The organism is Lederbergia citrisecunda, from assembly GCF_018343695.1.
GTDB classification, from domain to species: domain Bacteria; phylum Bacillota; class Bacilli; order Bacillales; family Bacillaceae_C; genus Lederbergia; species Lederbergia citrisecunda.
In genome coordinates this window covers 219,088-242,649 of record NZ_JAGYPJ010000001.1, presented here as the reverse complement: position 1 = coordinate 242,649, position 23,562 = coordinate 219,088, and the positions used below count along the sequence as shown (strand labels likewise).

The following is a 23,562-nucleotide window of genomic DNA, read 5'->3' as shown; positions in this document are numbered from 1 at the left end:
AGGATAATAATACATGAAAGGGGATGAACTTTAATGGATAATTTTTCTTTTTGGAATCCAACAAGATTAATTTTTGGAAAAGGTCAATTAGAGCAATTAAAAACGGAAGTGCCAAAGTACGGTAAAAAAATACTCGTTGTATATGGCGGCGGTAGTATAAAAAGAAATGGATTATATGACGACGTCATGACTCTTCTTAAAGAAATTGACGTTGAAACATTTGAATTATCAGGTGTAGAGCCTAATCCTCGTATTTCGTCTGTTAGAAAAGGTGTGGACATTTGTAAGAATGAAGGTATTGATTTTATATTAGCTGTCGGTGGTGGAAGTGTCATTGACTGCACAAAGGCAATTGCTGCAGGAGCAAAATATGATGGAGATGCATGGGATGTCGTAGTAAAACGCGGAATCGTAAATGATGCACTTCCGTTTGGAACTGTTTTAACTTTAGCGGCTACCGGTTCTGAAATGAACTCTGGCTCAGTAATTACAAACTGGGAAACAAATGAAAAATATGGTTGGGGAAGCCCTCATACGTTCCCTAAATTCTCAATTCTTGACCCAGTTAATACATTTACAGTACCCAGAGATCAAACCGTTTACGGCATTGTCGATATAATGTCGCATGTGTTTGAACATTACTTCCATCAAGCGGAAAAAACTGAGCTACAAGATCGTCTATGTGAATCAATTTTACTTACCGTAATGGAAACAGCTCCAAAGCTCGTAAATGATTTGGAGAATTACGAATACCGTGAAACAATTCTATACTGTGGAACGATGGCCTTAAATGGAATGGTAAATATGGGCTATAGTGGAGATTGGGCTACTCATAATATTGAACATGCTGTTTCAGCAGTCTATGATATTCCTCATGGTGGCGGACTTGCTATCCTTTTCCCAAATTGGATGAAACATAATCTACAAGTGAATCCATCACGTTTCAAAAAACTTGCCGTTCGTGTGTTTGGGATTAATCCTGATGGAAAAACAGATGAAGAAATCGGCCTAGAAGGAATTGAAAAACTTCGCGAGTTCTGGAATAGTATCGGTGCACCCGCTCGATTAGCAGATTATGACATAGATGGAAGCAAACTGGATGTCATGACCGACAAAGCAATGATCAACGGAGAATTCGGTAATTTTAAAAAGCTAAACAGAGACGATGTTTATGCGATTTATGAAGCTTCTTTATAATGAGTTGATCTTTAGTAAATTGAATTGACTGCCTATATTTTGAATTCTTGGCCATTAAACTTGGGATAATGGCCAAGAATTTTTTTTTGAGCTAGTAAATATGGAGTAGTGAACAGTAATTTCTATTCTTAGCCACTAAACATGGGCTAGTGGACAGTATTTTCGGATTCTCGGACAGTAAACATGGCTAGTGGACAGTTTTTTCGATTCTTGGACAGAAAACATGGGTCAGTGGACAGTATTTTCTATTCTTGGCTAGTAAACATGGGTTAGTGGACAGTAATTTCTATTCTTGGCTAGTAAACATGGGTCAGTGGACAGTATTTTCTATTCTTGGCTAGTAAACATGGATAGTGGTCAGTAATTTCTATTCTTGGCTAGTAAACATGGGTTAGTGGACAGTATTTTCTATTCTTGGCTAGTAAACATGGATTAGTGGACAGTATTTCAATTCTTGGCTAGTAAACATGGGTTAGTGGACAATATTTTCGATTCTTGGCCAGCAAACATGGGCTAGTGGACAGTATTTTCGATTCTTAGCCACTAAACCAGATGATGTAATAAGCAAAAATGATTTCAAAATATCAATAAAAAAAACCTAGGAATCATTCTAACGGGTTCCGTTCTAAAAGTACAAACAATGTTAATAACACCTTAAATAGAACCAAAGATAACATAGCGTTTTTACATATAAAAACAAATTACAGGTCCCTCCCATCGCTTATACGATTTATTGCGAAAGAACTGTTATTAATAGGTTCCTCAGAAGGGGAGGAAAAGATTGTTACTTACACCACATAAAATATATATTTTTAAGGAATCCCTTTAAATTTATGGTATTCTAGAATTAAGTAAATACATTAAATTAAAATGATGAATACAAAAGGGGAGGGGGACGTTTTGAGGTTTTTATATTTATTAGTATTTTTGGTAGCGCTTACAATCACTGGATGTGATTCAAACCGTCTATCTGACGATTATCCAACGGTTTATAGAATTTTTTCAGCTCAAGAAAGCGATGGAGTAACGATTACATTACTTGAAGTTTCTAGGAAAAAGGAAATTTTCAGGGAAAATATAAGACAAAATTCTATGACAACTTTTTCTTACAATATTTCCAATGATACTGGTGATGAGATACAAATTACCAATAAAGATGGACAATCAATTTATTTAAAGGATGAGAAGGATGAGAAGGATGAGAGTTTTCGCATTGTTGGGTTGATGTCTGATAAGATTATATGGCCTGGCGGTTCAGATATATATACAATGCCTATTTCTAAAGATTCAAATAATATGAGAATGGAAATCGATTTTGATGTGTTTCATATAGAACATTTCGAAAACCAATTGGTGGTAACATTAGCCGATGGAAAGACAGTACCCTTTTTATTCAAAGGAGACTTGAATGAAAAGAACCTTAATAAAATTGGAGAATAATAAGACAGGTGCAAATCAGTAATTGGTTTTATTCTTTGAAATTAAAACCGAAACGGCTTATCAAAGCGGTTTTTTTGCTAATAATGTATGGTTTTTTAATTAGTTTTTTAACGTTTATATATAATCTCTTTCCTAGTGTAATGTGTTTAGCTAAACCAGGTAACAGGTTTTACATTCGTATGCATCGTTTTAATAAACTTCAATTTGGTACTTACCCTTTTTCATCTGATTCGTATATGAATTGGTATACGGTTTGGTATATTAATTCACATATGTATTCACAACCTTACACCAATCATTGTAAGTGGTGGAAAATATGTGCTAATTGTATTACCAAAAAGGAGAGTTTTTATAACAAAAACATTGATATATCAACGAAAAATAAGAGCTAAAATCATAGCGATTTTAAGCTCTTATTTTAGTGTTATAAGGTTGTTTGTACTTCTGAACGGAACCCGTTAGAATCATTCCCAGGTTTTTCTTATTTTACTACTACCTCATATTCTTCGTGCTCATGTAATCCTTCATCATTTTGAACATGAATTTTAAACTTATATACTCCTGACTCACTAAAATCGTGGCTTCCAGCGTATTCTCCAGGTTTCGTTTCGCTAGCGTCTACCCACTCATGTTTATCAGATATTTCATCATTCCAAATTTCGTAGCGAACGCGAGCATGTTCTAATGGTTCATTATGATCTTGTAAATGGACAACAAATTCTGTCTCTTTACCTTTTTCGATTGAATCTGGTTCCATAAAGTGCATACTAAAATCTTCTGAATGATGACCATGTTCATGATTTCCGTGGTCGTCGTGATCTCCATCCTCGTGATTATCGTGAGCATGTTCTTCTGTTGCACCCTCACCAACCGTTACTGATGTTTTAGGCATTGTATGTAATCCTCGGGCAGTGACATGAACTTGGACAGTGAATACACCATCATGATCAAAGGTCTTTTTGGCTTCATATGTGCCATCTTTCTTATTTATCGCTTCAATCATTTCACTATCGTCTTTTTTACCTTCTTCCCACACTTCAAATTCTACCTTATCTGCATCCTTTACTTTTTCATCGCCTTGAGTAACAGTTGCTGTAAATGGAACCTCTGCATTTACATCTGCTTTCTCTTGAACTTGTAAATTGACTTCCAGCATTTTAGGGATCTCATCGTCCGTACTGTTATTGTTACTGCTATTACACGCCGCAAGCATTAAAACAAGCATAATAATAGAAATTATTGCAATTCGCTTTTTCAAAATTTTTCTCTCCTCATATGATTTGACGTCCATATAGTAACTTTACACTAATATTGTGTAATTGATGTGAAATCAAAGTTACTATTCATTGAAATTTATTAGTGGCAGTCTAATAACAACAATTGTGCCTTTACCAAAGTTGCTATCAATATGCAATGTTCCATTATGCAACTTTATTAGGTTTTCCACAATAGACAAACCTAGACCTGTGCCACCTTCCTTCCTAGTCCTTGCTTTGTTCACTCGATAAAAACGCTCTGTAACTTTCTTTAAATCTTCTTTAGGAATACCACTTCCACTATCTTCAATCGTAAGCAATGCAGAAGCAGAAGCTTCCTTTTGAAGTGTTATCGAAATCTTTCCCTTTTGATTCGTATAACGGATAGCGTTATCCAATATATTCAACAACGCTTGTTCGAGACGTTCTGTGTCAGCTTCAACAATCAATTCATAATCCAATTTACATTCCAAATCTATGTCTTTTTCAATCATTTTCGGTTTAATTTTTTCAACAGCCTCCTCGACTGTTTGAGCAAGAGAGATGGGAGCTGTTTTCAATGAAAACTCTTTAGATTCTAGCTTTGCTAAATCCAATAAATCATCAACAAGCCTTTCCATTCGCATTGATTCACGGACAATGATTTGTTGATACTTATAGACATCTTCTTCTGAAACAATCCCCATTTGAATGGCTTCCATATACCCTTTAATATGGCTTAATGGTGTTCGTAATTCATGTGATACATTGGCTAAAAACTCTTTACGTTGTTCATCCTCTTTTTGGATAGATTCAGCCATTTCATTAAAGGTGTTTGCAAGCTGCCCAATTTCATCGTCATCATGATGAGAAATTCTCGTAGAAAAGTTTCCTTCTGCAAACTCTTGAGCTGCTGTCTTCATTTCTATCAAAGGTTTAACGAGGGATTTTATCCACTTATTTCCGATTGTTAGTACAATTAGTAAAAAAATAACCGAACCTATTAACCAATAGACTGTATATTGAAATGTCATCTCATTCAGATTTGCTAATGGGTAATATATATAAATAATCCCTTCTAATTTTTTTTCATCTAATAGAGGAATTACTGCTGAAATGACATCCCGATTAAGTCGCTCTACGCGGCCTTTCTTAAAGACTATTTTTCCACTTAAAAGCTGTTCCCTTTCTTCTCCATTAATGATGGCTTCATAATCCATTTCAAAAGGTAAACACATACTTAATTCTCTTGGATTTTTAACCGCAAAGATTTCAAATTTTGATTTACTGTTATACCAATTTATTTCCTTAATCAGTTGTTCAGAAACTAGTCCTCCCTTATAAGATTGAGCGAGCTTAGTACCAGTTTCGAGCATCTCATCCTTCATATTTTGAACATATAATCGTTCGTATAAAAAGATAGAAAAAAAATAAGTAGATAGTATGGATATGATAAAAGCAAGCAATAATACTAAAGATAATTTCCGAGCTAATCCTATTTTCATTTTGGCAACTCCATTTTATATCCGCATCCCCATACTGTCTGAATCATGCCTCCTGCGTTATCTCCCATTTTCATGCGCAATGTTTTGATATGAGTATCAACGGTCCTTAATCCACCTTGATAATCAATGCCCCACACTTGATCAAGCAGCGTCTCTCTCATAAACACTTTACTGGGAGATTTAAGCATTAATCCAAGTAATTCAAATTCCTTATATGTTACATTAATGTCTACACCATTAACTGTGAGCCTTCTTTGATCCACATCTAATTTAATTGGTCCATATTCCAATATAGAATCTGATTTTATAGGCAAATGAAATCTCCGTAAAACCGCTTCTATTCTCGCTACAAGTTCTCCAGGTGAAAAAGGTTTTACAATATAGTCATCTCCCCCAAGTTGTAATCCTTTCACCTTATCCCATTCCTCTCCTTTTGCAGATAAAAAGATAATTGGAACATTACTGTTTTTACGAATTTCTTTGCAAATTTCAAACCCATTCATATCAGGAAGCATAATATCAAGTAAGATTAGATCAATCTTTTCAGTATCTAATAAACGCACTATTCCGGTATACCCATCTGATTCAAACGTATTGAATCCAGAGTTATTCAAATACATGACAACAAGTCTCCGCAAATCTTCTTCATCATCAACGATTAATATATTCATCTTATTTCACCTTCTCTCGTACAAAAATAACGAACGGTCCCTTGCCAACCTTAGTTGTCATTTCTATTTTCAACGAATCAGGGTCAATCCAGTAAAGCTCTTCACTGTCAAATCCAGCTACAATAAGTTTCCCATGAAAAAAATTAATCGAAAAAGGATTTGCTCCTACTTCTATTTTTTGGATTAGTTGTTTATCATGATTAAAACGGTATAACATATTTGTTCCATGGCTTAGTGCGTATATACCTTGTTTATTTTCATAAAAATCTACAGGCATAAGCGGGGCAGGAATTTCCTCTTTCAATGCCCTATCTTTTAACGAAAACACTGATATGAAAGATTTAGCTTTGTTACCTACTCCATGTCCCCCTATCCATAATTCTTTCTCATCTTCACGAAGAAGCATTCCAACAGAGGAGGAAGGTATTGCAATTTCATCGGTAATTTTTATTGTATTCAAATTAATGACGGATAGTCTTTCTCCTTGAAAAGCGGCTACATATAGATGTTGATCATCTGCAGCCATTGCCATCGGATAATTGTCCGTTTTAACGCTATTTGTTTCTCTTCCCTTACCATCAAAAAAACGGATTTCATTTCGATTTTTATCAGCGAAAGCAATCTTCGAGATCGATCGAATATATGTGCCATTCACTATCCCTTTACCCGTCTTTATTGTTCTCCCAATTTTCCCTGTCTTCACTGAGTAAAAATCTACCCCATCAGCTTCTGGGCCATATAAAACTAATGTATCTCCGTCAGTATGTAAAAAGCCTCCAGTATACATTTTGTTAAAATTCCATTTTGTAAGTTCTTCACCGTTTTCGTCCACAAAATCCATGCTATTTTCTCTTACATTCAAGGTCGCTACAAAAGGTTTGTTGTCAGTAATCGGCGTCTGCTTCTTTTCCTGACACCCTGTCAAAAATATCACTATTGCTATTGTACAAGTAGTAATGAAATTATATATCTTCATCTCATCTCTCCCTAGATTTTTAAGAAGCCGTTTCGTACTCTTTTAAGAATAACGTAAATTTGTGATATTTTTATGAAATTAGTTTGTAGTTTTAAGGATAAATACATAGGATTAGCTACATTAGAGCTTTTATTGGCTGTTTCTGAACATAAACATTAAAAGCACAGGGAAAATGATATGCTCCCCTTACGGTAGACAGATTAAAAAATAAAAATCTGACTACCAAAAAGGGGGCATTTTTGTGTCTAAAAGAGCTTTCACAGCGGGGTATAAGTATAAAGTAATAAAAGCATGCGAGGATGGAAAATGGACATTAACTGAAATCTCTACCAAGTATAAGGTGAATATTTCCACAATTAATGAGTGGAAATATAAATTTGATAAATATGGTACCGAAGGTCTTAAAGAGTCATCATCTTGGAAAAAGTACAGTAAAGAATTAAAACTAGCTGCTGTCCGGGATTATCAGTCAGGTGAATTCTCTCTTCGAGAGATTGTGAGAAAGTACAATATCTCGGATAACTCTGTCCTCAGAAAATGGATTAACAAGTATAATAATCATAGAGAATTAAAGGATACGTCGAAAGGAAGGACGATCTCTATGACTAAAGGGAGAAAAACTACTTGGGATGAACGGATACAAATAGTGCTGGATTTCTTGGGGAACGGTAAAGATTATCAAAAAACAGCAGAGACGTTTGAAGTTTCTTATCAACAAGTGTATCAGTGGGTTAAGAAGTATGAAGATGGCGGAGATGAGGCACTTAAAGATAAACGTGGAAGAAAGAAGGAAGAAGCTGAGCTAACGCCAGAAGAGAAAATCAAACTTCAGATGAAAAAGTTAGAAAGAGAAAATGAACGTTTACGTGCGGAGAACTTATTCTTAAAAAAGTTAGAGGAGATCGAAAGGAGGCGAAAGTAAGCCGAATCCGATTTGAAACTATTTATATCGCTATTCATGAGGTTCATGTGAAGGAAGATTTGAGTCTTTTCTTGCTTTGTAAAATCGCTGGTATTTCAAGAGCTGCTTACTATAAGTGGCTTAAACGTACACCATCTGCAAGAGAACTTCAGAATGATGAAATTATAAAAGAGATGAAGGCTCTCCATGAAAAAGTGGGGGGCATTTATGGCTATCGTAGAATGATGTTGAACATAAATCGAAAATTCGAGCAGAACTTCAACCACAAACGTTATTATAGGCTGATGAGGGTTGCTGGTTTACAATCCATCATACGGAAAAAGAAGAAACGTTATAAGCGTTCTATCCCCCAACATGTTGCGGAGAATGTATTAAATCGTGACTTCAAAGCTGAAAAGCCCAATGAAAAATGGGTAACTGATGTCACAGAATTTAAATATGGTCCATCAAAGAAAGCTTATTTAAGCGCTATTCTTGACCTGTATGATGGCTCAATTGTTAGCTATGTTTTAGGACATTCCAATAATAATAACCTTGTGTTTAAAACACTTGATCAAGCTACAAAACAATTGGACGAGAATCATCCACTTATTCATAGTGATCGTGGATTCCAATATACCTCTCATGGCTTTAAACGTAGAATTGATAAAGCAGAGATGACACAGAGTATGTCACGAGTTGGTAGGTGTATCGATAATGGACCGATGGAATCTTTTTGGGGTACACTCAAATGCGAGAAGTATTATCTAGATAAGTACGAGACATTTGAAGACCTCTCTAAAGCGATAAATGAATACATTCGTTTTTATAATCATGAAAGATATCAAAAACGACTAAACGGCCTTAGCCCTCTGGAATAGACGGTGCGGAAAAAGTTGTGTAAATAGGTTTCAAATCAATCCTCCTTGGCGAGAATTAGGATAACTAATTTTGCCAAGGAGGATTTTTCGTCATGAAATTACCAAAGGAATTAATCAAAGAAATGGTAAAGGAACAAAAGTTCACTAGTACCGATCAAATTATGGAAACGATCAAGGAGATGTTTTCCAATGTCTTGGAGGAAGTGCTCAAATGCGAAATTGATGAGCAGTTGGGTTATGAAAAGCACCAACGTCGGAGTGATGGACCTAATAACTATCGAAATGGTTCAACAAAACGGAAACTAAAAACGCAATTTGGCGAAGTTGAAATAAACGTTCCTAGAGATAGAAATGGCTCGTATGAGCCACAAATTTTGGATAAATACCAAAGAAATGTGGACGGGCTGGAAGAGAAAATTCTTTCTCTTTACGCACATGGTATGTCTACCAGAGATATCAAGGAACAAGTCAAGGATCTCTATAATATTGAGATTTCCTCAGAGCTAGTTAGTAAGATTAGCGAAAAGATTATGCCACAAGTAAATGAGTGGCAAAGCCGTCCACTTGAAGCCTATTATCCTTTTATTTTCATGGATGCCATTCATTATAAAATTCGGGATAATCACCAAATTGTCTCGAAGGCGGCCTATGTGGTATTGGGTATTAACAATGAAGGTTATAAAGAAATATTAGGCATCTGGGTTGGGGGAAATGAAAGTAGTAAGTTTTGGTTAGGTGTGTTGAACGATTTGAAAACGAGAGGCGTTAAAACGGTTAATCTTTTCTGTGTAGATGGGCTTACAGGATTCAGAGAAGCCATACAAGCCGTGTATCCTTTCGCTGGAATTCAACGTTGTATCATTCACCAGATACGTTCAAGTACTAAATATGTTTCTTATAAACACTTAAAGGAATTTGTCGCTGATTTAAAGCTAATCTATACTTCAATTAACGAAGAATCGGGTATGGAAAGGCTCAAAGAATTTAAAGAAAAATGGGGTAAAGAGTATCCAACTGCAGTTAAATCATGGGAAGAAAATTGGGATATTTTAGCTACCTTTTTTGCATATCCGCCCGAAATTAGGAAAATAATATATACTACGAATGTAATAGAAGGGTTACATCGTCAATTTAGAAAAGTGACCAAAACAAAATCCATTTTCCCTAATGATGATAGCTTAAGGAAAATGCTCTATTTGGCATCTCAAAATATTACAAAAAAATGGAAGATGCGTTATCGTAATTGGGATATAATCTTGAGCCAACTTGAGATTTTAAATCAAACATCATAATTGGGGACTCTGTCCCCAAACCCCTGAAGTTTAACGCATTTGTTTTCCCTAAAACGGATGAAAAAACGGACAGATCAAGTCCGTCCGTTTTAGTGTAAAAACCATAAAATCGCTCGGGTTGCACTTCTGCATTGCCCTATCCTGTTTTATGGTAAAAGGCAATAATAGTTTTGCCAGATTGTATTTTTTCATACCTATTATTTCTTGCCTTGCGAAGATTATAGAATACTACTTACACAAGATTTTACGCAGATCCCTGGAATATAGAGCTAACGCCGCTTAGATTAGTTTTTATTATTTCCACTGTCTACTTGACTGGGGGCAGTTCAAAATCCCTGCGCTTTTTTATGTGCTATATGATTTTTAGCGTGGCATTCGAAACGTCTTAGTGATTATTTAAACTGTACAGGGGTCATCTTTTCATCCAGTGCTTTCATTTCATAACCGTTGTCTTTATAATATTTTAATATTTTTTCCAAATTTGCAAGGGTTGTGGGTTTTTCATGCATTAATACGATTAATGGTTCCTTTTTATTAAATTGTTTCGTCTGTTGAATGACTTGGTTTACGTAAGCACCGTTCGTCAGTTTCCAGTCAGTCGAATCAATATTCCAGTCCCATAAAATCATTTTCTCTTTATCTGCAGCAGCTTTGAATGGAGCCGTGACGTATGGTTTCGAACCATACGGAGCTCTTATGAGATGCGTTTTTACATTTGTTGTTTTTTGAATAAAATCAATTGCTTTATTCATTTCACCTACAAAGCTTGCTGGTGAACGGTACACTTTGGACACTTCATGTGTGACCCCATGAACTCCAACTGTATGGCCTTCTTTTACCATTGATTTAACAGCATCAGGATAATTTCTCATATTCGGTTCTAACATGAAAAAAGTAGCTTTTGCATTGTATTTCTTTAGTAATTTTAAAATATCTTTTGAAACAGCATGGGGACCATCGTCAAAAGTCAAATAAACAACTTTTCCCACTTTTACTGGAGCCTGATCTTTTGTTTGTTCTTTAGTAGGTTTTTCAACTGGAGGCTTTTCTTTTGCGGGTTGTTCGGAATTTTGCTCTTCCTTAGTATCTTCTTTTTGCTTTTCTACATCTTTTTGATGTTGTTCTACGTCTTGTTCGTGTTTTTCAATATCTTCTTTATGTTTATCGAGTTCGTCTTTATGCTTTTCTACTTCGTCCTTATGTTTATCAAGTTCTTCTTCGTGCCTTTGCATGTCTTGTTTGTTATTTTCTGTATCTTTATCATGGCTCTTAGTTTCTTCAACTTGCTCATCTTTTTTTGGATCAGCATTTTTATTTTCGACAGGATTCTTTACAATATTTGATTTACCTGCAATCCTATCAGACTCTTTATCTTTTTGATATACAGTTTCCACAACTTTTGTTGGAATCTGTATATTCTTACGTGCAGCAGCATTTTTTTCTGCAATGTTATCCCAAATAAAATAAGTTAAAACTGCAATAAATAAAATTAATGAGCCTAAAGTGATTTTCCCTAAACGGTTTAATTTTCTTCTTTTCTTTTCTGACCCCTTCAATCCCTTCAACCCCTCGACATGATTCTACTATTATAATAGACGACACTTCACTAAAAATCGTTACAGAAAGGTTACAAATATTACAGATTAATTGTAACCTATTTTCACTTTATTTTGGGCATAAAAAAATCCCTTCTCCAAATTTTTTGATGAAGGGAATAATATATTAGTTGAATACTAGTTCATCTTGTCGAGACAAGCTTTTCCCGGTCACAATTTCTTGCACTTCGAATCCATCTAATGTCTCTTTCTTAAGCAGCCTTTTAACTAAATTGTCAAATTCAGTTTGATTTGCCTTAATCATGATTTCCGTTTTTTCCAACGCTTTTTGGAACAAATCCTGCATTTTTTCATCCTTATCTTGTTTATGGAAGGTTAACATAAACCCATCTTGGAGCATACCCGTTTCGACCATATCCTCTAAAATTTGCTTAGCTTGCTGAACATCACCGCTTACGCCGATACTATGTTCTCCAAGATAAATACGTTCCGCGACTCCGCCAGCAAGAATCATGCTAACTTGATCCAACATTTCACTTGTCGTCGTTAAATGAAGTTCTTTTTGAACTGGTGCAACATATCCTAATGCTTGTCCACGAGGTATAATAGTAGCCTTGCGGACAGATCCGGGTTTTGTCAAAGCTTGAATTAGGGCATGTCCAGCTTCATGTATCGCTACGCGGCGTTTCGTTTGAGGATCATTCAAAGCTCGAGAAGTATTGCCGAGAATGGTTCGGTCAATAGCATAATCCAAGTCTTCCATATCAACAACATCGCGTCCTTCACGAACAGCTTTTCTACTTGCTGATTCAAACAAGTTACTTATTTGTGCTCCAGAAAAACCTGTTGTACTTTCAGCAAGAGTATTTAGAGAAGCGTATACTTCTTGAGATAACCTCTTCCCTTTTGTGTGGATATTAATGATTTCTTTCCTTCCTTGTGTATCTGGTAATGGAACTTGGAAGGTAAAGTCGATTCTTCCTGGACGAAGGAAAGCATCATCCAACATATCTTTTCTATTCGTTGCCGAAATAAAAAGAATTCCATCATTAGCATGTCCGCCATCAAGCTGGACAAGTAACTCAGTCAATGTTTTTTCTGCTTCTTCTCCACCATGCTGCTTTCTTTTTCCTGCAAGTGCATCCACCTCATCGATGAAAATAACAGCTGGAGTTTGTTTCCTTGCATTCTCGAATAATCCACGAATTCGTGAAGCACCTACCCCAACAAAAAGTTCAGTGAATGCAGAACCACTTGCAGAAAAGAAACTAGCTCCAATTTCATTTGCAATTGCTTGGGCAAGTAAAGTTTTTCCTGTTCCAGGTGGTCCGTATAATAAAATTCCTTTCGGTGCTTTTATCCCTATATTTGCTGATCTTTCTGGATTCTTAATGATCTCCAGTGTTTGATGGATTTCTTCCTTCATTTCTTCTGGTAATCCACCAATTTTATTTAAGGTAATGGATGGAAGCGGCAATGGCTTCGATGTACTGTGTTTCATTTTCGTAATGCCGACTCCACTTTTTTTCTGGACGATTATAGCAGCCGCGATCAATAAAATCACGATTCCGCCAATGATCCAATTGCCCATCTGGCTTCCGTCGGAATACTTATAGTTAATATTATATTTATTAACAAGTTGTTCAACTAACGGGCTATTTGGACGAAAATGTGAAACATATTTTCCTTGCGGAGTTTCTATATAAAGTGTGCCATCTGACATTTCTGTAAGGGTAACGAGCTCACCATTTTGTGCTTGAATTGTTTTTTCAATAGCTGAAAATGGAATAACAGTTCCCTTATTCATTGCCAGAACCGCCCACACAGTGAATGCTACTACAACAGCAATACCTATGGCTAAAGGAACAATCTTCGATGCGATTCTTGAATTTGATTTCACTGTTCCATCTCCTTTTAGAAAAGCGCTAGCACATTGCTTAAAAATCAAAAACTACAAGGCTTATTGGCTAGTCAATCACCATTTGTGCTAGACATATAAAATAAGAATCTAGCAATAAGTATAACATTATTTTAATATAATGGTCATTAAACATTTTATGACATTTTAAAGAACGTAGATTTACACATCAAAAAGGAGAAAAAGATTAAAAACTAGGAAATTCAAATAAAAAAGTTGATAAAATGTAGCGAGCGATAAAAATATAAAAAATTTTGTAACGAAACTAGTTTTTTTTAGATATATAGGTGGAAAGGAGGTAAAACATTGGACGAGCTAACGGAAGTCTATGAACAACATGCCGAACAAGTCTTTAAATATTTAATGGTACTTTGTCGTAATTTAGACATTGCAGAGGAACTAACACAAGAGACTTTCTATCAGGCTGTTCGTTCAATTGATACATATAATGGCGAATGCAAAATGTCAGTTTGGCTTTGTCAAATTGCAAAGCATACATATTATAAGTACGTGGATAAACAAGTTAAACAACCACAACCACATCATTTACTGAACCATTTACCATCAGTAGAAACCAATCTCATCGAAAGTGAAAATAAAATTGGACTTTATCGGATGATTCATCTGTTAGAGGATCCGTATAAAGAAATACTATTACTTCGTATACTTGGTGGCTTAACATTTAAAGAAATTGGAGAAATACACCTAAAAAATGAAAATTGGGCAAGGGTTACCTTTTATCGAGCCAAATTGAAATTAAGAGAGCGGGGAAATATGAATGAAGAATGAATGTTATATTGTGCGTGACTTATTACCGTCTTATATAGATGAGCTATGCAGCGAGGAAAGCGCGAGATTTGTAGAGCAACACATCGACACTTGCGAGGAATGTTCTCAACTTCTGCATCAAATGCGTGTAGAATTCGATACTCAAGAGCAACCAGAAATTTCAGCTAGACTCGAACAAAAAAAACCATTTCAAAAAATAGCACATTTTTTTAATGCTCAAAAAAATTTCACGAGATTTTTTAGTATTTCCTTTTGGGTTGCACTCATTATAACGATAGGATTTTTTATACACGCTTTGAACGTATTGTCCAATCTTAACGATATACGAGAAGAGGCACAAGTAGTTGAACAACAAAAGCAGGATATTATGGACAAGGCATTTGCAATATTATCGAGCAAAGAAATTGTAGATGAAACAGCACTCCAAGCTGTTTACCGTGAGTATAGTGAGCAATTGCAGCATTTAGCTGTGTTTTCTACTAAAAATATAGATGATGTGACACGTTTACAAAATGGTCCAACCACTACTTTTCCTATCGATTATTCACAAGCAGTACTTGTCATTGGAGAAAATGGAAAGATTTCAGAGTCAATCGTTCCAGATATTTATGATATAGGAACTATAGCAATGGCTAATAATCAATGGGTCGTGCAATATGAATATAAGAAGTCATATCTTAAAACGGTTGAAAATGCACATCAAATTAAACATTATGCACCCACTAATTGGACAATCTTTCAGTTACCAATTGTGTTTGCCATCATTACTGTGTTCATATTAGGGGCTTGCCTATTTCAAAAACGCATTACAAAACCAGTGGAAAGCATATTAGACTAACAGCCCTTTTCAAATTTTAAACATAAGAATAAATTAGTTTGGGAATAAACCACCCCAAGTTCCAATTATTAATATGCGACATATAACAGAGTTAATTCTACATTATGTAGATTACTCTGTTTTTATTTTGAACCTTATGTTTTGTTTAGCAACAATATTGTTTCTTCTTCATTTTATATGTACTTCTTTAACTAAATTGCTCCGTTCAAAATATAAAAAGATCGCCGGACAATCCTAATCTTTAAACTTTTACACTTGTTTGTTAAAGAAAAATAACCAAGTCTTTTAATCTAAAACTAGGTGTTCCTCATTTACAGCTTTAACCACGACTTCAAAATCATTCATTCCTAGCTTTTCAGCAATTTGAATCACTGTATCGTTGATTTCATTACGTTTTGTTTCCTTTTCAGACACATAGATTTTTATCTGTGGCTCATAAGCCTGGACACGGACCGATATAATATCATATTTCTCTATCAACTTTCTGCTTTCTTTCATAAAGGCATCTGACTGTTTTTCTATCCTCTGATTATCCAAATAATCGTAGACCCAAAAAAGTGTAAATGCAGCCACAAGTATACCTAGCCCCAGTAAAATCTTTTTTCTAATTTGTTTCACTTGTATATCTCCCTTCTCCAAGGTCCTACTCTTTATATATCTATTCGATTTTATCATATTTACTCAAAGATGGAAATATATGGTATAAAATAAAAAAATGTATACTGGAGTTAATTATCTTCTTCCATTAGCTGATGTGTTCGTTGAAGAAATAAAAAGGCTCCAGTAGTTACCCTGTTATGTAATGAAAGCTTCCTTACGTTAAGTGAAATTCGCTTCAAATCCTCGGAATATACCGAGTTTTTGTGTAAATAATAAATAAGATTATTAAATACTAAAATGAGGAGGACCTTGTATGCAACAGGATCAACAAAATAAAGGCTCTATGATGAAACCAACATTTTCCGGAACTAATGCACAAAAAGTAAAACAAGAAATTCAAAAAGATGTAAGCGAAGGAAAAGGCGCAATGACCTCACGAGAGGCAGGAGCAATGCGCGATTAAAAAACCACTTTAAGTGGTTTTTTTGCTTCAAAATCACTCTCTTTACAAACTGACACTTCTATTTGATTTGATATGAACTCCAACTCAAGGTAACTTGTTCTCTCTCACAAGCCGAATTTTTGTATATTAATAGGGTGCCACTCGAAAGGTTTCAGTGAGGTCCTTTTTCAACTCCCTTCCCGAAAATTGTAAGCACATACTAGATTTTTTCTAATATTGAGTTAACAAAATCAGTTTTTTCGTCTGCATATTTGAGTTTATTGTTTTTGTTTAAAGTTGATAGTTTCTGTTTTAGTTGTTCATATTTAATTCTTGCATCATCATTTCTTCGTAAATAATCTCTGAATTTCAACTGGTCGTGTAAATATTTGCTTCCACTTTGAAACATATGGATTTGGTGAGTTCTTGGTTCACCCTTACTAAAATAATGTCTGCCAGGTAAAACATTTATCCCTTTGTATGAATATCCTAAGTCTTCTAAAGAAGAGACACAGTACAAACCCTCATTGAATTCTCTTATTTCAATTGCAATATCGATTATCGGTTTTGCACTTAATTGTTTTACTGATGTACTTCCTATGTGGTGTATATTCACCAGGTACTTACCTATTTTATTTTGTATTCTCTCCTTTTCAAGTAAAAATTCTCTTTCCCACTCATCTGTCCAGGGGATAAGAAAAACTTCTCCTTTTGGTAAGCCCAACATTTTTATCACCTCAATCATCTTTTTTTCAATTATTTTAATGTATACTCAAGAAAATACCTACAAATAGAAGCCATCAAAAATGCATATTCCTGTTTTTACACCACTTTTTCTATGTAGTATAGTACAACTATTTTCGTTTGTGTTAGTTGAAATTAAGGTCGTTGGGAGATCTAATAAACAAAAAGTACATCACTAAAAATGATGTACTTTTTGTTTATTCATGTGTGTTATTAAAGACAATCATCAACTCTTACTATAAAAAAGTACAATCATTTGTCTTTAAAAGTTCTTTTCAATTATATGGTTAACGCCAGTCGAGAAAACCTTCCTCCAAGCCTCTAATTAAAATTTCAGCCGTTCCCATATTCGTCGCAAGCGGAACGCCATACACATCGCATAGACGCATAAGTGCTGAAACGTCTGGCTCGTGAGGCTGGGCTGTTAATGGATCGCGGAAAAAGATGATCATATCCATATTATTTTGCGCGATGTAAGCACCAATTTGCTGATCTCCTCCAAGCGGACCAGATTGAAAACGGTGAACATCCAAACCTGTAGCTTCCATAATTCTTAACCCAGTTGTACCAGTAGCAAACAATTCATGGTCTTTTAAAATTAACTTATAAGCAGTGGCAAATTGTATCATGTCATCCTTCTTTTTGTCGTGTGCGATCAATGCTATTTTCATCCTATTTTCCCCCAACATTAGAATTTATCAGCTGATTCCCTATCGATAGGCTTACTATAATTTATCCACTCGTATAGTCGCAGTCTTACTTCGTATAGTGTCAATCGATTGCGGAAAAGCTCAGGATTTGATTTTATTTTTGCTAATTCTGCCTTATTGATTTCTACTTTTCCATCCATTTCTTCAACTGTTTGCTGCAAAATACTTAACGGATGGCGAAAGAATATATGAATATCTCTACCAATTGCTTTTTCAAGTAATTCAAATTGTCGGAAAAAATTCGAAATAATTGAATCGGCTGTTTCTTGATACGTATCGTTTTGAATATAGCTTTTATAAGTATTTGCCAAAATCGAATTATTTTTCGGAATTACCCCTAATAATTTTCCAGCACCTTTTAGCAGTACTTGAGAAGGTGTTCTTCTAAGTAAAATATTCTCTTTTTCAATATGAAATGTACTCGTCATCCTGTCAATATCTCTCTTCCAATCCTCGATGATTTGAAAATCACATTGAAGTGACAGCTTTTCTTCTCCGAGTATTGAATTAAACCCTAGAGCCCATTCTGTTATATGATCTTGACATTTTGACAGCTCAATTTGTGAAAAGGAGATCCAATCTTCGAGTGATCTTATAAAGATCGGGATAATCGTATTATTTAAATATTGATGAATTCTTTCATTCATTTCATTATTTAAATCGAAATGAATATTTTTAAAATCACTGTCTTCTGTTATGATTTCCGACGATTCTCTTATCAGCTTTGGTATCGTTTTTAGTAAATCGGCCTTAATTTCTTCTTTAATATTATGATATGCGTCTTCAATAACATGTACTTTTTCCTCTTCCAAATCCTGCAATTGATGGACCGATCCTTGCATTCTAGCTAAAATATCACTGTCAGTGTGAATTGATTCGGATAGCATTAGGGTTGTTTGTTCCCTCTGATCAAGCAAACTTGAAATGGTTTTTCTGATGGCAGATAAAAGAGTTGTGGTTCGCTCATGCTGATCCATACTTTCATCATGTATAAGCCACTCAATGCTTTGCTCCACTTCCAATTGATTAGAGTGAGCCCAGTGGCTAATAGATTGAATGATATTAACGCATTCTTGGAATATATCTTCATTGTGATTGACTTTAGAAAGATCTATCTCAGCTTTTTCAACAATCTCGCTGCTTACCGTTTCAGAAACATTATCATTCCAAGCTAATATTGCAGCAGAAACAAATAATGCATTTTTTGAGTTCGAAACTTTTTGCCATGATATCAATAACATAGGTACGATATGTTCTAGTTCTTGTAGATCATATTTACCATCTAACAATTCCAAGAACGAATTCTTATACAAAGTTGAGATAGAAGAATTTTCTTCGAGGAAATCATATTCTGCTTCTATTATTACTTGATTGACCAAATGAAGCCATGAAAGAAAAGAATTCTGATTTTGAAAATTGGACCATAGCCCCGCAACTGTACGTTCAAATTGAGAGTAATTATCTCGAACTAAAACCGTTAATAGTGGAGCAAAAAAGGATGGATCATGAAACTTAACGTATCCTTCGTTAATGTATGAATTTAATGTATGAAACCAATTATTAGATTTTGTTCGAATGGCTTCATTAGTTGCTAATTCAATTGCATGATTCCAATCTTCTTGATTTTCAAAAAAGGCACGAGCTACTTTTGTCACATTTGGGTAATCAGGATTAAGATTGACGGCATTAAGAATCGATTGATGCGCATCTGAATACTTCCCTTGAGCTAAATATACTCCAAATAACTGAAGGGTGATTTCCATATTTAACGTTAGTGAATCCGTCTTAATCGTTTGATATATATTGGCTGCTGTATCATATAAATCGAGTTCAAAATAGGCGTCTGCCATATTTTTTTTAGCCCAAGGCTCAAGTTCATTATGTACATTTTCCCATTTGAATATGGCCGCTTCATAATCTTGACATTGATAATACGCTTCACCTTGAGCAAAACGGATCATAGAAAGATCGGAAAGCTCTTTTTTTTGCTCTGCAAAAAATAAGTCCCCCAACACTCTAATAGGATGTCGTTTTTCATTATCCAAAACAAACGTGGTGTAGTGTGTTTTTTGGATCAAATTCTCTTCAAACGCCATTTTCATCACCGTCTTCCAAAAGATTTTTGTTTAAAGAAACCGCAAGCGCTTTGCTCATCATCTACAAACTTCAGCTTCTTTGACTTGGTGAAAGGACAAGAAGTTTGCTAGTCGACGGCTTCTTGCTTTAGAAATCGCTTGTCTATTATACAAAATAATAGACTTTAATAAATTATCATTTTCATTCCTCTTAATCTAGATCTGCAGGATAAGTAAGTCCAATTTGCTTCCTTGCCTCAGCAAGAATGCGCGCAGTAATTAATGAATTTTCAAATGAATTGACTTCTGATTCCATCTTGCCAGATTTTATTAAGTTTATAAACTCTTCTATTTCATAATACATGGAAGGAACAGTATATGTTTGACCAATTTTTTCCGATTTTCCATTTCGATATCGGATTTCAACATTTTCAGGTGTCGAAATTTCATCAATAATAATGCTACCGTCCTCTCCTTGAATTTCTGATGGAACAAATGAATTGACGATTTTAGAATGAGTGAGTACTGCTTCAAAATCATCGTATTGTAAAATGAGACTTCCACTTCCATCTACACCTGACTCTAGCATTACTGCGTTTGCATGAACATTCTTCGGTTCTCCAAACAAGACTACAAGCGGGTAAACACAATAAATACCCAAATCCATTAACGATCCATTCGAAAACATAGGATTAAATGCATTTAATATTGTACCGTCTCTATAAGCATCATATCGAGATGAGTATTTTGAAAAATTTGCAAAAAACCTTCTTACCTGTCCAATTTTATGTAAATTCGCCTGAACTGATTTAAAATTTGGTAGTAAGGTCGTTTTTAATGCTTCCATTAATAAAACATTATGATTTTTAGCTGTTAGTATCATTTTTTTTAGCTCAGTAGGATTAGATGCAATTGGTTTTTCACATAAGACGTGCTTCCCATTTCGAAGGAATGTTATAGATTGCTCAGCATGAAATGAGTTTGGACTTGCAATATAAACAGCATCCAAATCATCACTTTCAGCCATTTTCTCTATATTTGTATAAACAGTATCCACACCATATTTCTCTGCAAACTCCCGTCCTTTTTCTTCAGTGCGAGAATAAACGGCAGTAAGTCGGAAATCTTCTATATTTTGAGCCGAACGAATAAACTGATCTGTAATCCAATTCGTTCCAATAATTCCAAACCGAATCATCCCTTACCCTCCCATTATAATGAAAATCTACATATGTTTATTCTTACTATATTGCATTTGCGTAAATCTTGCATTTAAAAGATCGAATTTTATCAAACAATCAACTTTATTCGAAAATATTACCTTCGACCTCTTGCATCATGATCTTCTTGTGTTAAAATATTTTGTATATTCAATTCAAACAAGTATATAAGGATATGTAATGATGAAGAAGGCAAGTAGATGATTGCAAAGAGAGTCGGTGGTTGGTGGAAACCGATGTATTGTCTATTCTAGCCCAGCACTTCTGAACTGGCATTAGCCCGGCCCAGCCGTTATCCACTCGAGGCTAATTTGTTTTTCAAATTAGTGAACGAGGGTGGCACCACGATTTCACGTCCCTCATAACTTGGCGCATGCGCCTGTTATGGGGGCGTTTTCATTTAATAAAAGCGCAATGCGTCCATCTATCTCGAAAACCAAATTTTTGCCGATTTTTTTAAATAAAGTGGATAAGATCTGGAGATAGACATTGAACAAATAAAAACATAATCAGAGGAGATAATCAATCATGTATAAAATTCTCGTATCAGACGCAATCAGTGATAGTGGTTTAAAGGCTTTATATGATCATCCAAATTTTACAGTTGATAAAAAACCTGGCCTTCCAGCTGAAGAATTAAAAATAATTATTCAAAATTATGATGCATTAATTGTACGTAGCCAAACGCAAGTTACAGAGGAAATTTTAGAAAACGCCAATAAATTACAAGTAATTGCTCGTGCTGGTGTTGGAGTAGATAATATCGATGTTAAGGCCGCTACTAAAAAAGGAATCATCGTCATTAATGCACCTGGTGCCAACACAATCTCTGCTGCGGAACTGACGATGGCGATGATGATGTCTTTAGCGAGGAGCATTCCACAAGCTCATGCCTCTACTTCAGTTGGAAAATGGGAGCGCAATTCTTTTAAAGGTGTCGAATTATACGAAAAGACCCTTGGCGTTGTAGGAATGGGAAAAATCGGAACAGAAGTGGCAATGCGGGCAAAAAGCTTTGGAATGAAAATTCTTGGCTACGACCCATATTTAACCGAAGATAGAGCAGATTCACTAGGATTAAAAAAGGCATCATTAGACGATATTGCTCAAGAAGCTGATTTTATTACTATTCATACGCCACTTATAAAAGAAACACGCGGTCTTATTAATGACGACTATTTAGCTAAAACAAAACAAGGCGTACGTATTATCAACTGTGCTCGCGGTGGAATTATAGATGAAGCAGCACTAGTAAGAGCCTTAAATTCAGGAAAAGTAGCTGGAGCTGCTCTTGACGTATTTGAAACTGAACCTTCCACTAACTTGGAACTATTAGGTCATCCAAATGTTATAGTTACACCGCATCTTGGAGCATCAACTGTTGAAGCTCAAGAAAAAGTCGCACATGAAGTCAGTGAAGAAATCATCGAGATTTTTGAAACACAATCCATTTCCCATGCAGTCAATATGCCGCAAATTTCTGGTGAAACTCATAAGAAGCTTCAGCCATTTATTACACTTGGCGAACAAATGGGGATGCTTGCTATACAATTGTTAAAAGAAGCTCCTGACAATATTGAAATAAACTATTTCGGTGAGCTTGCGAAAGAAAATACGGATTTACTTACTCGTACAATGGTAAAAGGCATCCTTTCATATCATTTAGGAGATACCGTAAATCTAATCAACGCACATCACTTGCTAAAAGACCAAGGTGTAACATCCAACGTATCTAAAAATCCTAAGAGTAAAGGATTTGCAAGTTATGTTGAACTTACCCTTTATAGAGATGGCGCAAAATCCAATATCGGAGCAACTGTATTAAACGGTTATGGTGCACGTATTGTTAAAATGAATGATTATCGGGTTGATGTTCGTCCAGAACCATATCTTTTATATATTAAACACCATGACATCCCAGGTATGATTGGCCGAGTTGGCTCTACACTTGGTGACTTTGATATTAATATTGGCACAATGCAGGTTGGACGTTCCGAAGTTGGCGGCGAAGCGATCATGGTACTTACACTTGATAAAATTGCCGATAAAGACGTGATTCATGCTTTAACAGTAATAAGAGGTCTCGAATACGCTCAATTCCTTGAATTGCCTAATGGTGTAGTACCCGTGATGAGTTAATCATTTTATTTAAAGCAATTATAGATTGGACAGAAACCTTGGAGTGTACGGGGTTTTTGTCCATAATGATTGCTTTGTTGGACAGATTTTTGGGTCGAGCAAGGGTTTTGTCTTTCATCACAGCTTTGATGGACAAATCTTCGAATCGAGCAAGGGTTTTGTCCTTCATCACGACTTTGATGGACAATTCTTCGAGTCCAGTAAGGGTTTTGTCCTTCATCACGACTTTGATGGACAATTCTTCGAGGCGAGCATGGGTTTTGTCCTTCATCACGACTATGATGGACAATTCTTCGAATCGAGCATGGGTTTTGTCCACCATAACAGCTTTGATGGACAGATCTGCGAATCGAGAATGGATTTTGTCCATTGTGATCTGCAGCCCCTGATACCCAAATAAAAATATCCGAAGGAAGCAGGATCTTCCTCCGGA

General features: G+C 35.3%; 20 protein-coding genes. 8 read left to right on the top strand and 12 right to left on the bottom strand.

The window, feature by feature from the left end:
* Window positions 1-33: 33 nt before the first annotated feature.
* Complete coding sequence (locus tag KHA93_RS01130; RefSeq protein ID WP_213109038.1) at window positions 34-1,197, top strand: iron-containing alcohol dehydrogenase; 1,164 nt, start codon at window positions 34-36, stop codon at window positions 1,195-1,197.
* Window positions 1,198-2,097: 900 nt separating this feature from the next.
* Window positions 2,098-2,637 carry a hypothetical protein gene (locus KHA93_RS01125; protein WP_213109037.1) on the top strand — a complete coding sequence of 180 codons (540 nt, stop codon included), beginning with the start codon at window positions 2,098-2,100 and terminating at the stop codon, window positions 2,635-2,637.
* 481 nt (window positions 2,638-3,118) lie between these two features.
* Here the strand turns inward: KHA93_RS01125 and KHA93_RS01120 are convergent, their stop codons facing one another.
* The 4 genes from KHA93_RS01120 to KHA93_RS01105 form a co-directional block, all read right to left on the bottom strand.
* The gene (locus KHA93_RS01120) at window positions 3,119-3,895 is read right to left on the bottom strand and encodes a FixH family protein (protein WP_213109036.1); all 777 of its coding nucleotides are present in this window, start codon (window positions 3,893-3,895) and stop codon (window positions 3,119-3,121) included.
* A gap of 81 nt (window positions 3,896-3,976) precedes the next feature.
* Window positions 3,977-5,377 (bottom strand): sensor histidine kinase, encoded by a 1,401-nt coding sequence (locus KHA93_RS01115; RefSeq protein ID WP_213109035.1) that lies wholly within the window; start codon window positions 5,375-5,377, stop codon window positions 3,977-3,979.
* Window positions 5,374-6,048 carry a response regulator transcription factor gene (locus KHA93_RS01110; RefSeq protein WP_213109034.1) on the bottom strand — a complete coding sequence of 225 codons (675 nt, stop codon included), beginning with the start codon at window positions 6,046-6,048 and terminating at the stop codon, window positions 5,374-5,376. The genes KHA93_RS01115 and KHA93_RS01110 overlap by 4 nt, the downstream gene beginning before the upstream one ends.
* Window position 6,049: 1 nt before the next feature.
* Window positions 6,050-7,024 (bottom strand): YncE family protein, encoded by a 975-nt coding sequence (locus KHA93_RS01105; protein ID WP_213109033.1) that lies wholly within the window; start codon window positions 7,022-7,024, stop codon window positions 6,050-6,052.
* A gap of 241 nt (window positions 7,025-7,265) precedes the next feature.
* Between KHA93_RS01105 and KHA93_RS23780 the strand changes: the two genes are divergently transcribed.
* A protein-coding gene (locus tag KHA93_RS23780; protein WP_432806299.1) for an IS3 family transposase occupies window positions 7,266-8,806 on the top strand; the annotation gives its coding sequence in 2 pieces (ribosomal slippage) (window positions 7,266-7,899 and window positions 7,899-8,806; 1,542 coding nt in all).
* Window positions 8,807-8,898: 92 nt separating this feature from the next.
* A complete protein-coding gene (locus KHA93_RS01095; RefSeq protein WP_213109032.1) occupies window positions 8,899-10,098 on the top strand; it encodes an IS256 family transposase in 1,200 nt (399 codons plus the stop codon).
* Window positions 10,099-10,490: 392 nt separating this feature from the next.
* Here KHA93_RS01095 and KHA93_RS01090 read toward each other — a convergent pair whose 3' ends face one another.
* Together KHA93_RS01090 and KHA93_RS01085 are read right to left on the bottom strand one after the other, a co-directional pair.
* A complete protein-coding gene (locus tag KHA93_RS01090; protein WP_233711009.1) occupies window positions 10,491-11,654 on the bottom strand; it encodes a polysaccharide deacetylase family protein in 1,164 nt (387 codons plus the stop codon).
* Window positions 11,655-11,820: 166 nt separating this feature from the next.
* Window positions 11,821-13,554: an AAA family ATPase gene (locus KHA93_RS01085; RefSeq protein WP_213109031.1), complete on the bottom strand. Its 1,734-nt coding sequence runs from the start codon at window positions 13,552-13,554 to the stop codon at window positions 11,821-11,823.
* Between the two features lie 324 nt (window positions 13,555-13,878).
* Here KHA93_RS01085 and KHA93_RS01080 point away from each other — a divergent pair, with 324 nt between their 5' ends.
* Both KHA93_RS01080 and KHA93_RS01075 read left to right on the top strand, forming a co-directional pair.
* Window positions 13,879-14,361: an RNA polymerase sigma factor gene (locus KHA93_RS01080; protein ID WP_213109030.1), complete on the top strand. Its 483-nt coding sequence runs from the start codon at window positions 13,879-13,881 to the stop codon at window positions 14,359-14,361.
* Window positions 14,351-15,199, top strand: coding sequence for a zf-HC2 domain-containing protein (locus KHA93_RS01075; protein WP_213109029.1), 849 nt, complete (start codon window positions 14,351-14,353; stop codon window positions 15,197-15,199). The genes KHA93_RS01080 and KHA93_RS01075 overlap by 11 nt, the downstream gene beginning before the upstream one ends.
* 285 nt (window positions 15,200-15,484) lie before the next feature.
* Here the strand turns inward: KHA93_RS01075 and KHA93_RS01070 are convergent, their stop codons facing one another.
* Complete coding sequence (locus KHA93_RS01070) at window positions 15,485-15,817, bottom strand: hypothetical protein (protein WP_213109028.1); 333 nt, start codon at window positions 15,815-15,817, stop codon at window positions 15,485-15,487.
* A 295-nt stretch (window positions 15,818-16,112) separates the two neighbouring features.
* On the opposite strand from KHA93_RS01070, the gene KHA93_RS01065 reads away from it, so the two are divergent.
* Window positions 16,113-16,262 (top strand): hypothetical protein, encoded by a 150-nt coding sequence (locus tag KHA93_RS01065; RefSeq protein ID WP_213109027.1) that lies wholly within the window; start codon window positions 16,113-16,115, stop codon window positions 16,260-16,262.
* A 199-nt stretch (window positions 16,263-16,461) separates the two neighbouring features.
* Here KHA93_RS01065 and KHA93_RS01060 read toward each other — a convergent pair whose 3' ends face one another.
* The 4 genes from KHA93_RS01060 to KHA93_RS01045 form a co-directional block, all read right to left on the bottom strand.
* A complete protein-coding gene (locus KHA93_RS01060) occupies window positions 16,462-16,968 on the bottom strand; it encodes a GrpB family protein (protein ID WP_213112717.1) in 507 nt (168 codons plus the stop codon).
* Between the two features lie 304 nt (window positions 16,969-17,272).
* Window positions 17,273-17,656: a methylglyoxal synthase gene (gene mgsA, locus KHA93_RS01055; protein WP_213109026.1), complete on the bottom strand. Its 384-nt coding sequence runs from the start codon at window positions 17,654-17,656 to the stop codon at window positions 17,273-17,275.
* A 17-nt stretch (window positions 17,657-17,673) separates the two neighbouring features.
* The gene (locus tag KHA93_RS01050; RefSeq protein WP_213109025.1) at window positions 17,674-19,797 is read right to left on the bottom strand and encodes a tetratricopeptide repeat protein; all 2,124 of its coding nucleotides are present in this window, start codon (window positions 19,795-19,797) and stop codon (window positions 17,674-17,676) included.
* 184 nt (window positions 19,798-19,981) lie between these two features.
* Window positions 19,982-20,968 (bottom strand): Gfo/Idh/MocA family protein, encoded by a 987-nt coding sequence (locus tag KHA93_RS01045; RefSeq protein ID WP_213109024.1) that lies wholly within the window; start codon window positions 20,966-20,968, stop codon window positions 19,982-19,984.
* A gap of 550 nt (window positions 20,969-21,518) precedes the next feature.
* Between KHA93_RS01045 and serA the strand changes: the two genes are divergently transcribed.
* Window positions 21,519-23,129 carry a phosphoglycerate dehydrogenase gene (gene serA, locus KHA93_RS01040; protein WP_213109023.1) on the top strand — a complete coding sequence of 537 codons (1,611 nt, stop codon included), beginning with the start codon at window positions 21,519-21,521 and terminating at the stop codon, window positions 23,127-23,129.
* On the opposite strand, the gene KHA93_RS01035 is transcribed toward serA, so the two are convergent.
* Window positions 23,101-23,499 (bottom strand): hypothetical protein, encoded by a 399-nt coding sequence (locus KHA93_RS01035; protein ID WP_213109022.1) that lies wholly within the window; start codon window positions 23,497-23,499, stop codon window positions 23,101-23,103. The genes serA and KHA93_RS01035 overlap by 29 nt on opposite strands.
* Window positions 23,500-23,562: the final 63 nt, after the last annotated feature.

What these genes read in the sequence shown, in the direction of transcription:
- KHA93_RS01130 (WP_213109038.1), top strand. Translation starts at nt 34, where the DNA reads ATGGATAATTTTTCTTTTTGGAATCCAACAAGATTAATTTTTGGAAAA.
- KHA93_RS01115 (WP_213109035.1), bottom strand. Translation starts at nt 5,377, where the DNA reads ATGAAAATAGGATTAGCTCGGAAATTATCTTTAGTATTATTGCTTGCT.
- KHA93_RS01110 (WP_213109034.1), bottom strand. Translation starts at nt 6,048, where the DNA reads ATGAATATATTAATCGTTGATGATGAAGAAGATTTGCGGAGACTTGTT.
- KHA93_RS01105 (WP_213109033.1), bottom strand. Translation starts at nt 7,024, where the DNA reads ATGAAGATATATAATTTCATTACTACTTGTACAATAGCAATAGTGATA.
- KHA93_RS01095 (WP_213109032.1), top strand. Translation starts at nt 8,899, where the DNA reads ATGAAATTACCAAAGGAATTAATCAAAGAAATGGTAAAGGAACAAAAG.
- KHA93_RS01075 (WP_213109029.1), top strand. Translation starts at nt 14,351, where the DNA reads ATGAAGAATGAATGTTATATTGTGCGTGACTTATTACCGTCTTATATA.
- KHA93_RS01065 (WP_213109027.1), top strand. Translation starts at nt 16,113, where the DNA reads ATGCAACAGGATCAACAAAATAAAGGCTCTATGATGAAACCAACATTT.
- KHA93_RS01060 (WP_213112717.1), bottom strand. Translation starts at nt 16,968, where the DNA reads ATGTTGGGCTTACCAAAAGGAGAAGTTTTTCTTATCCCCTGGACAGAT.
- mgsA (WP_213109026.1), bottom strand. Translation starts at nt 17,656, where the DNA reads ATGAAAATAGCATTGATCGCACACGACAAAAAGAAGGATGACATGATA.
- KHA93_RS01050 (WP_213109025.1), bottom strand. Translation starts at nt 19,797, where the DNA reads ATGAAAATGGCGTTTGAAGAGAATTTGATCCAAAAAACACACTACACC.
- KHA93_RS01045 (WP_213109024.1), bottom strand. Translation starts at nt 20,968, where the DNA reads ATGATTCGGTTTGGAATTATTGGAACGAATTGGATTACAGATCAGTTT.
- serA (WP_213109023.1), top strand. Translation starts at nt 21,519, where the DNA reads ATGTATAAAATTCTCGTATCAGACGCAATCAGTGATAGTGGTTTAAAG.
- KHA93_RS01035 (WP_213109022.1), bottom strand. Translation starts at nt 23,499, where the DNA reads ATGGACAAAATCCATTCTCGATTCGCAGATCTGTCCATCAAAGCTGTT.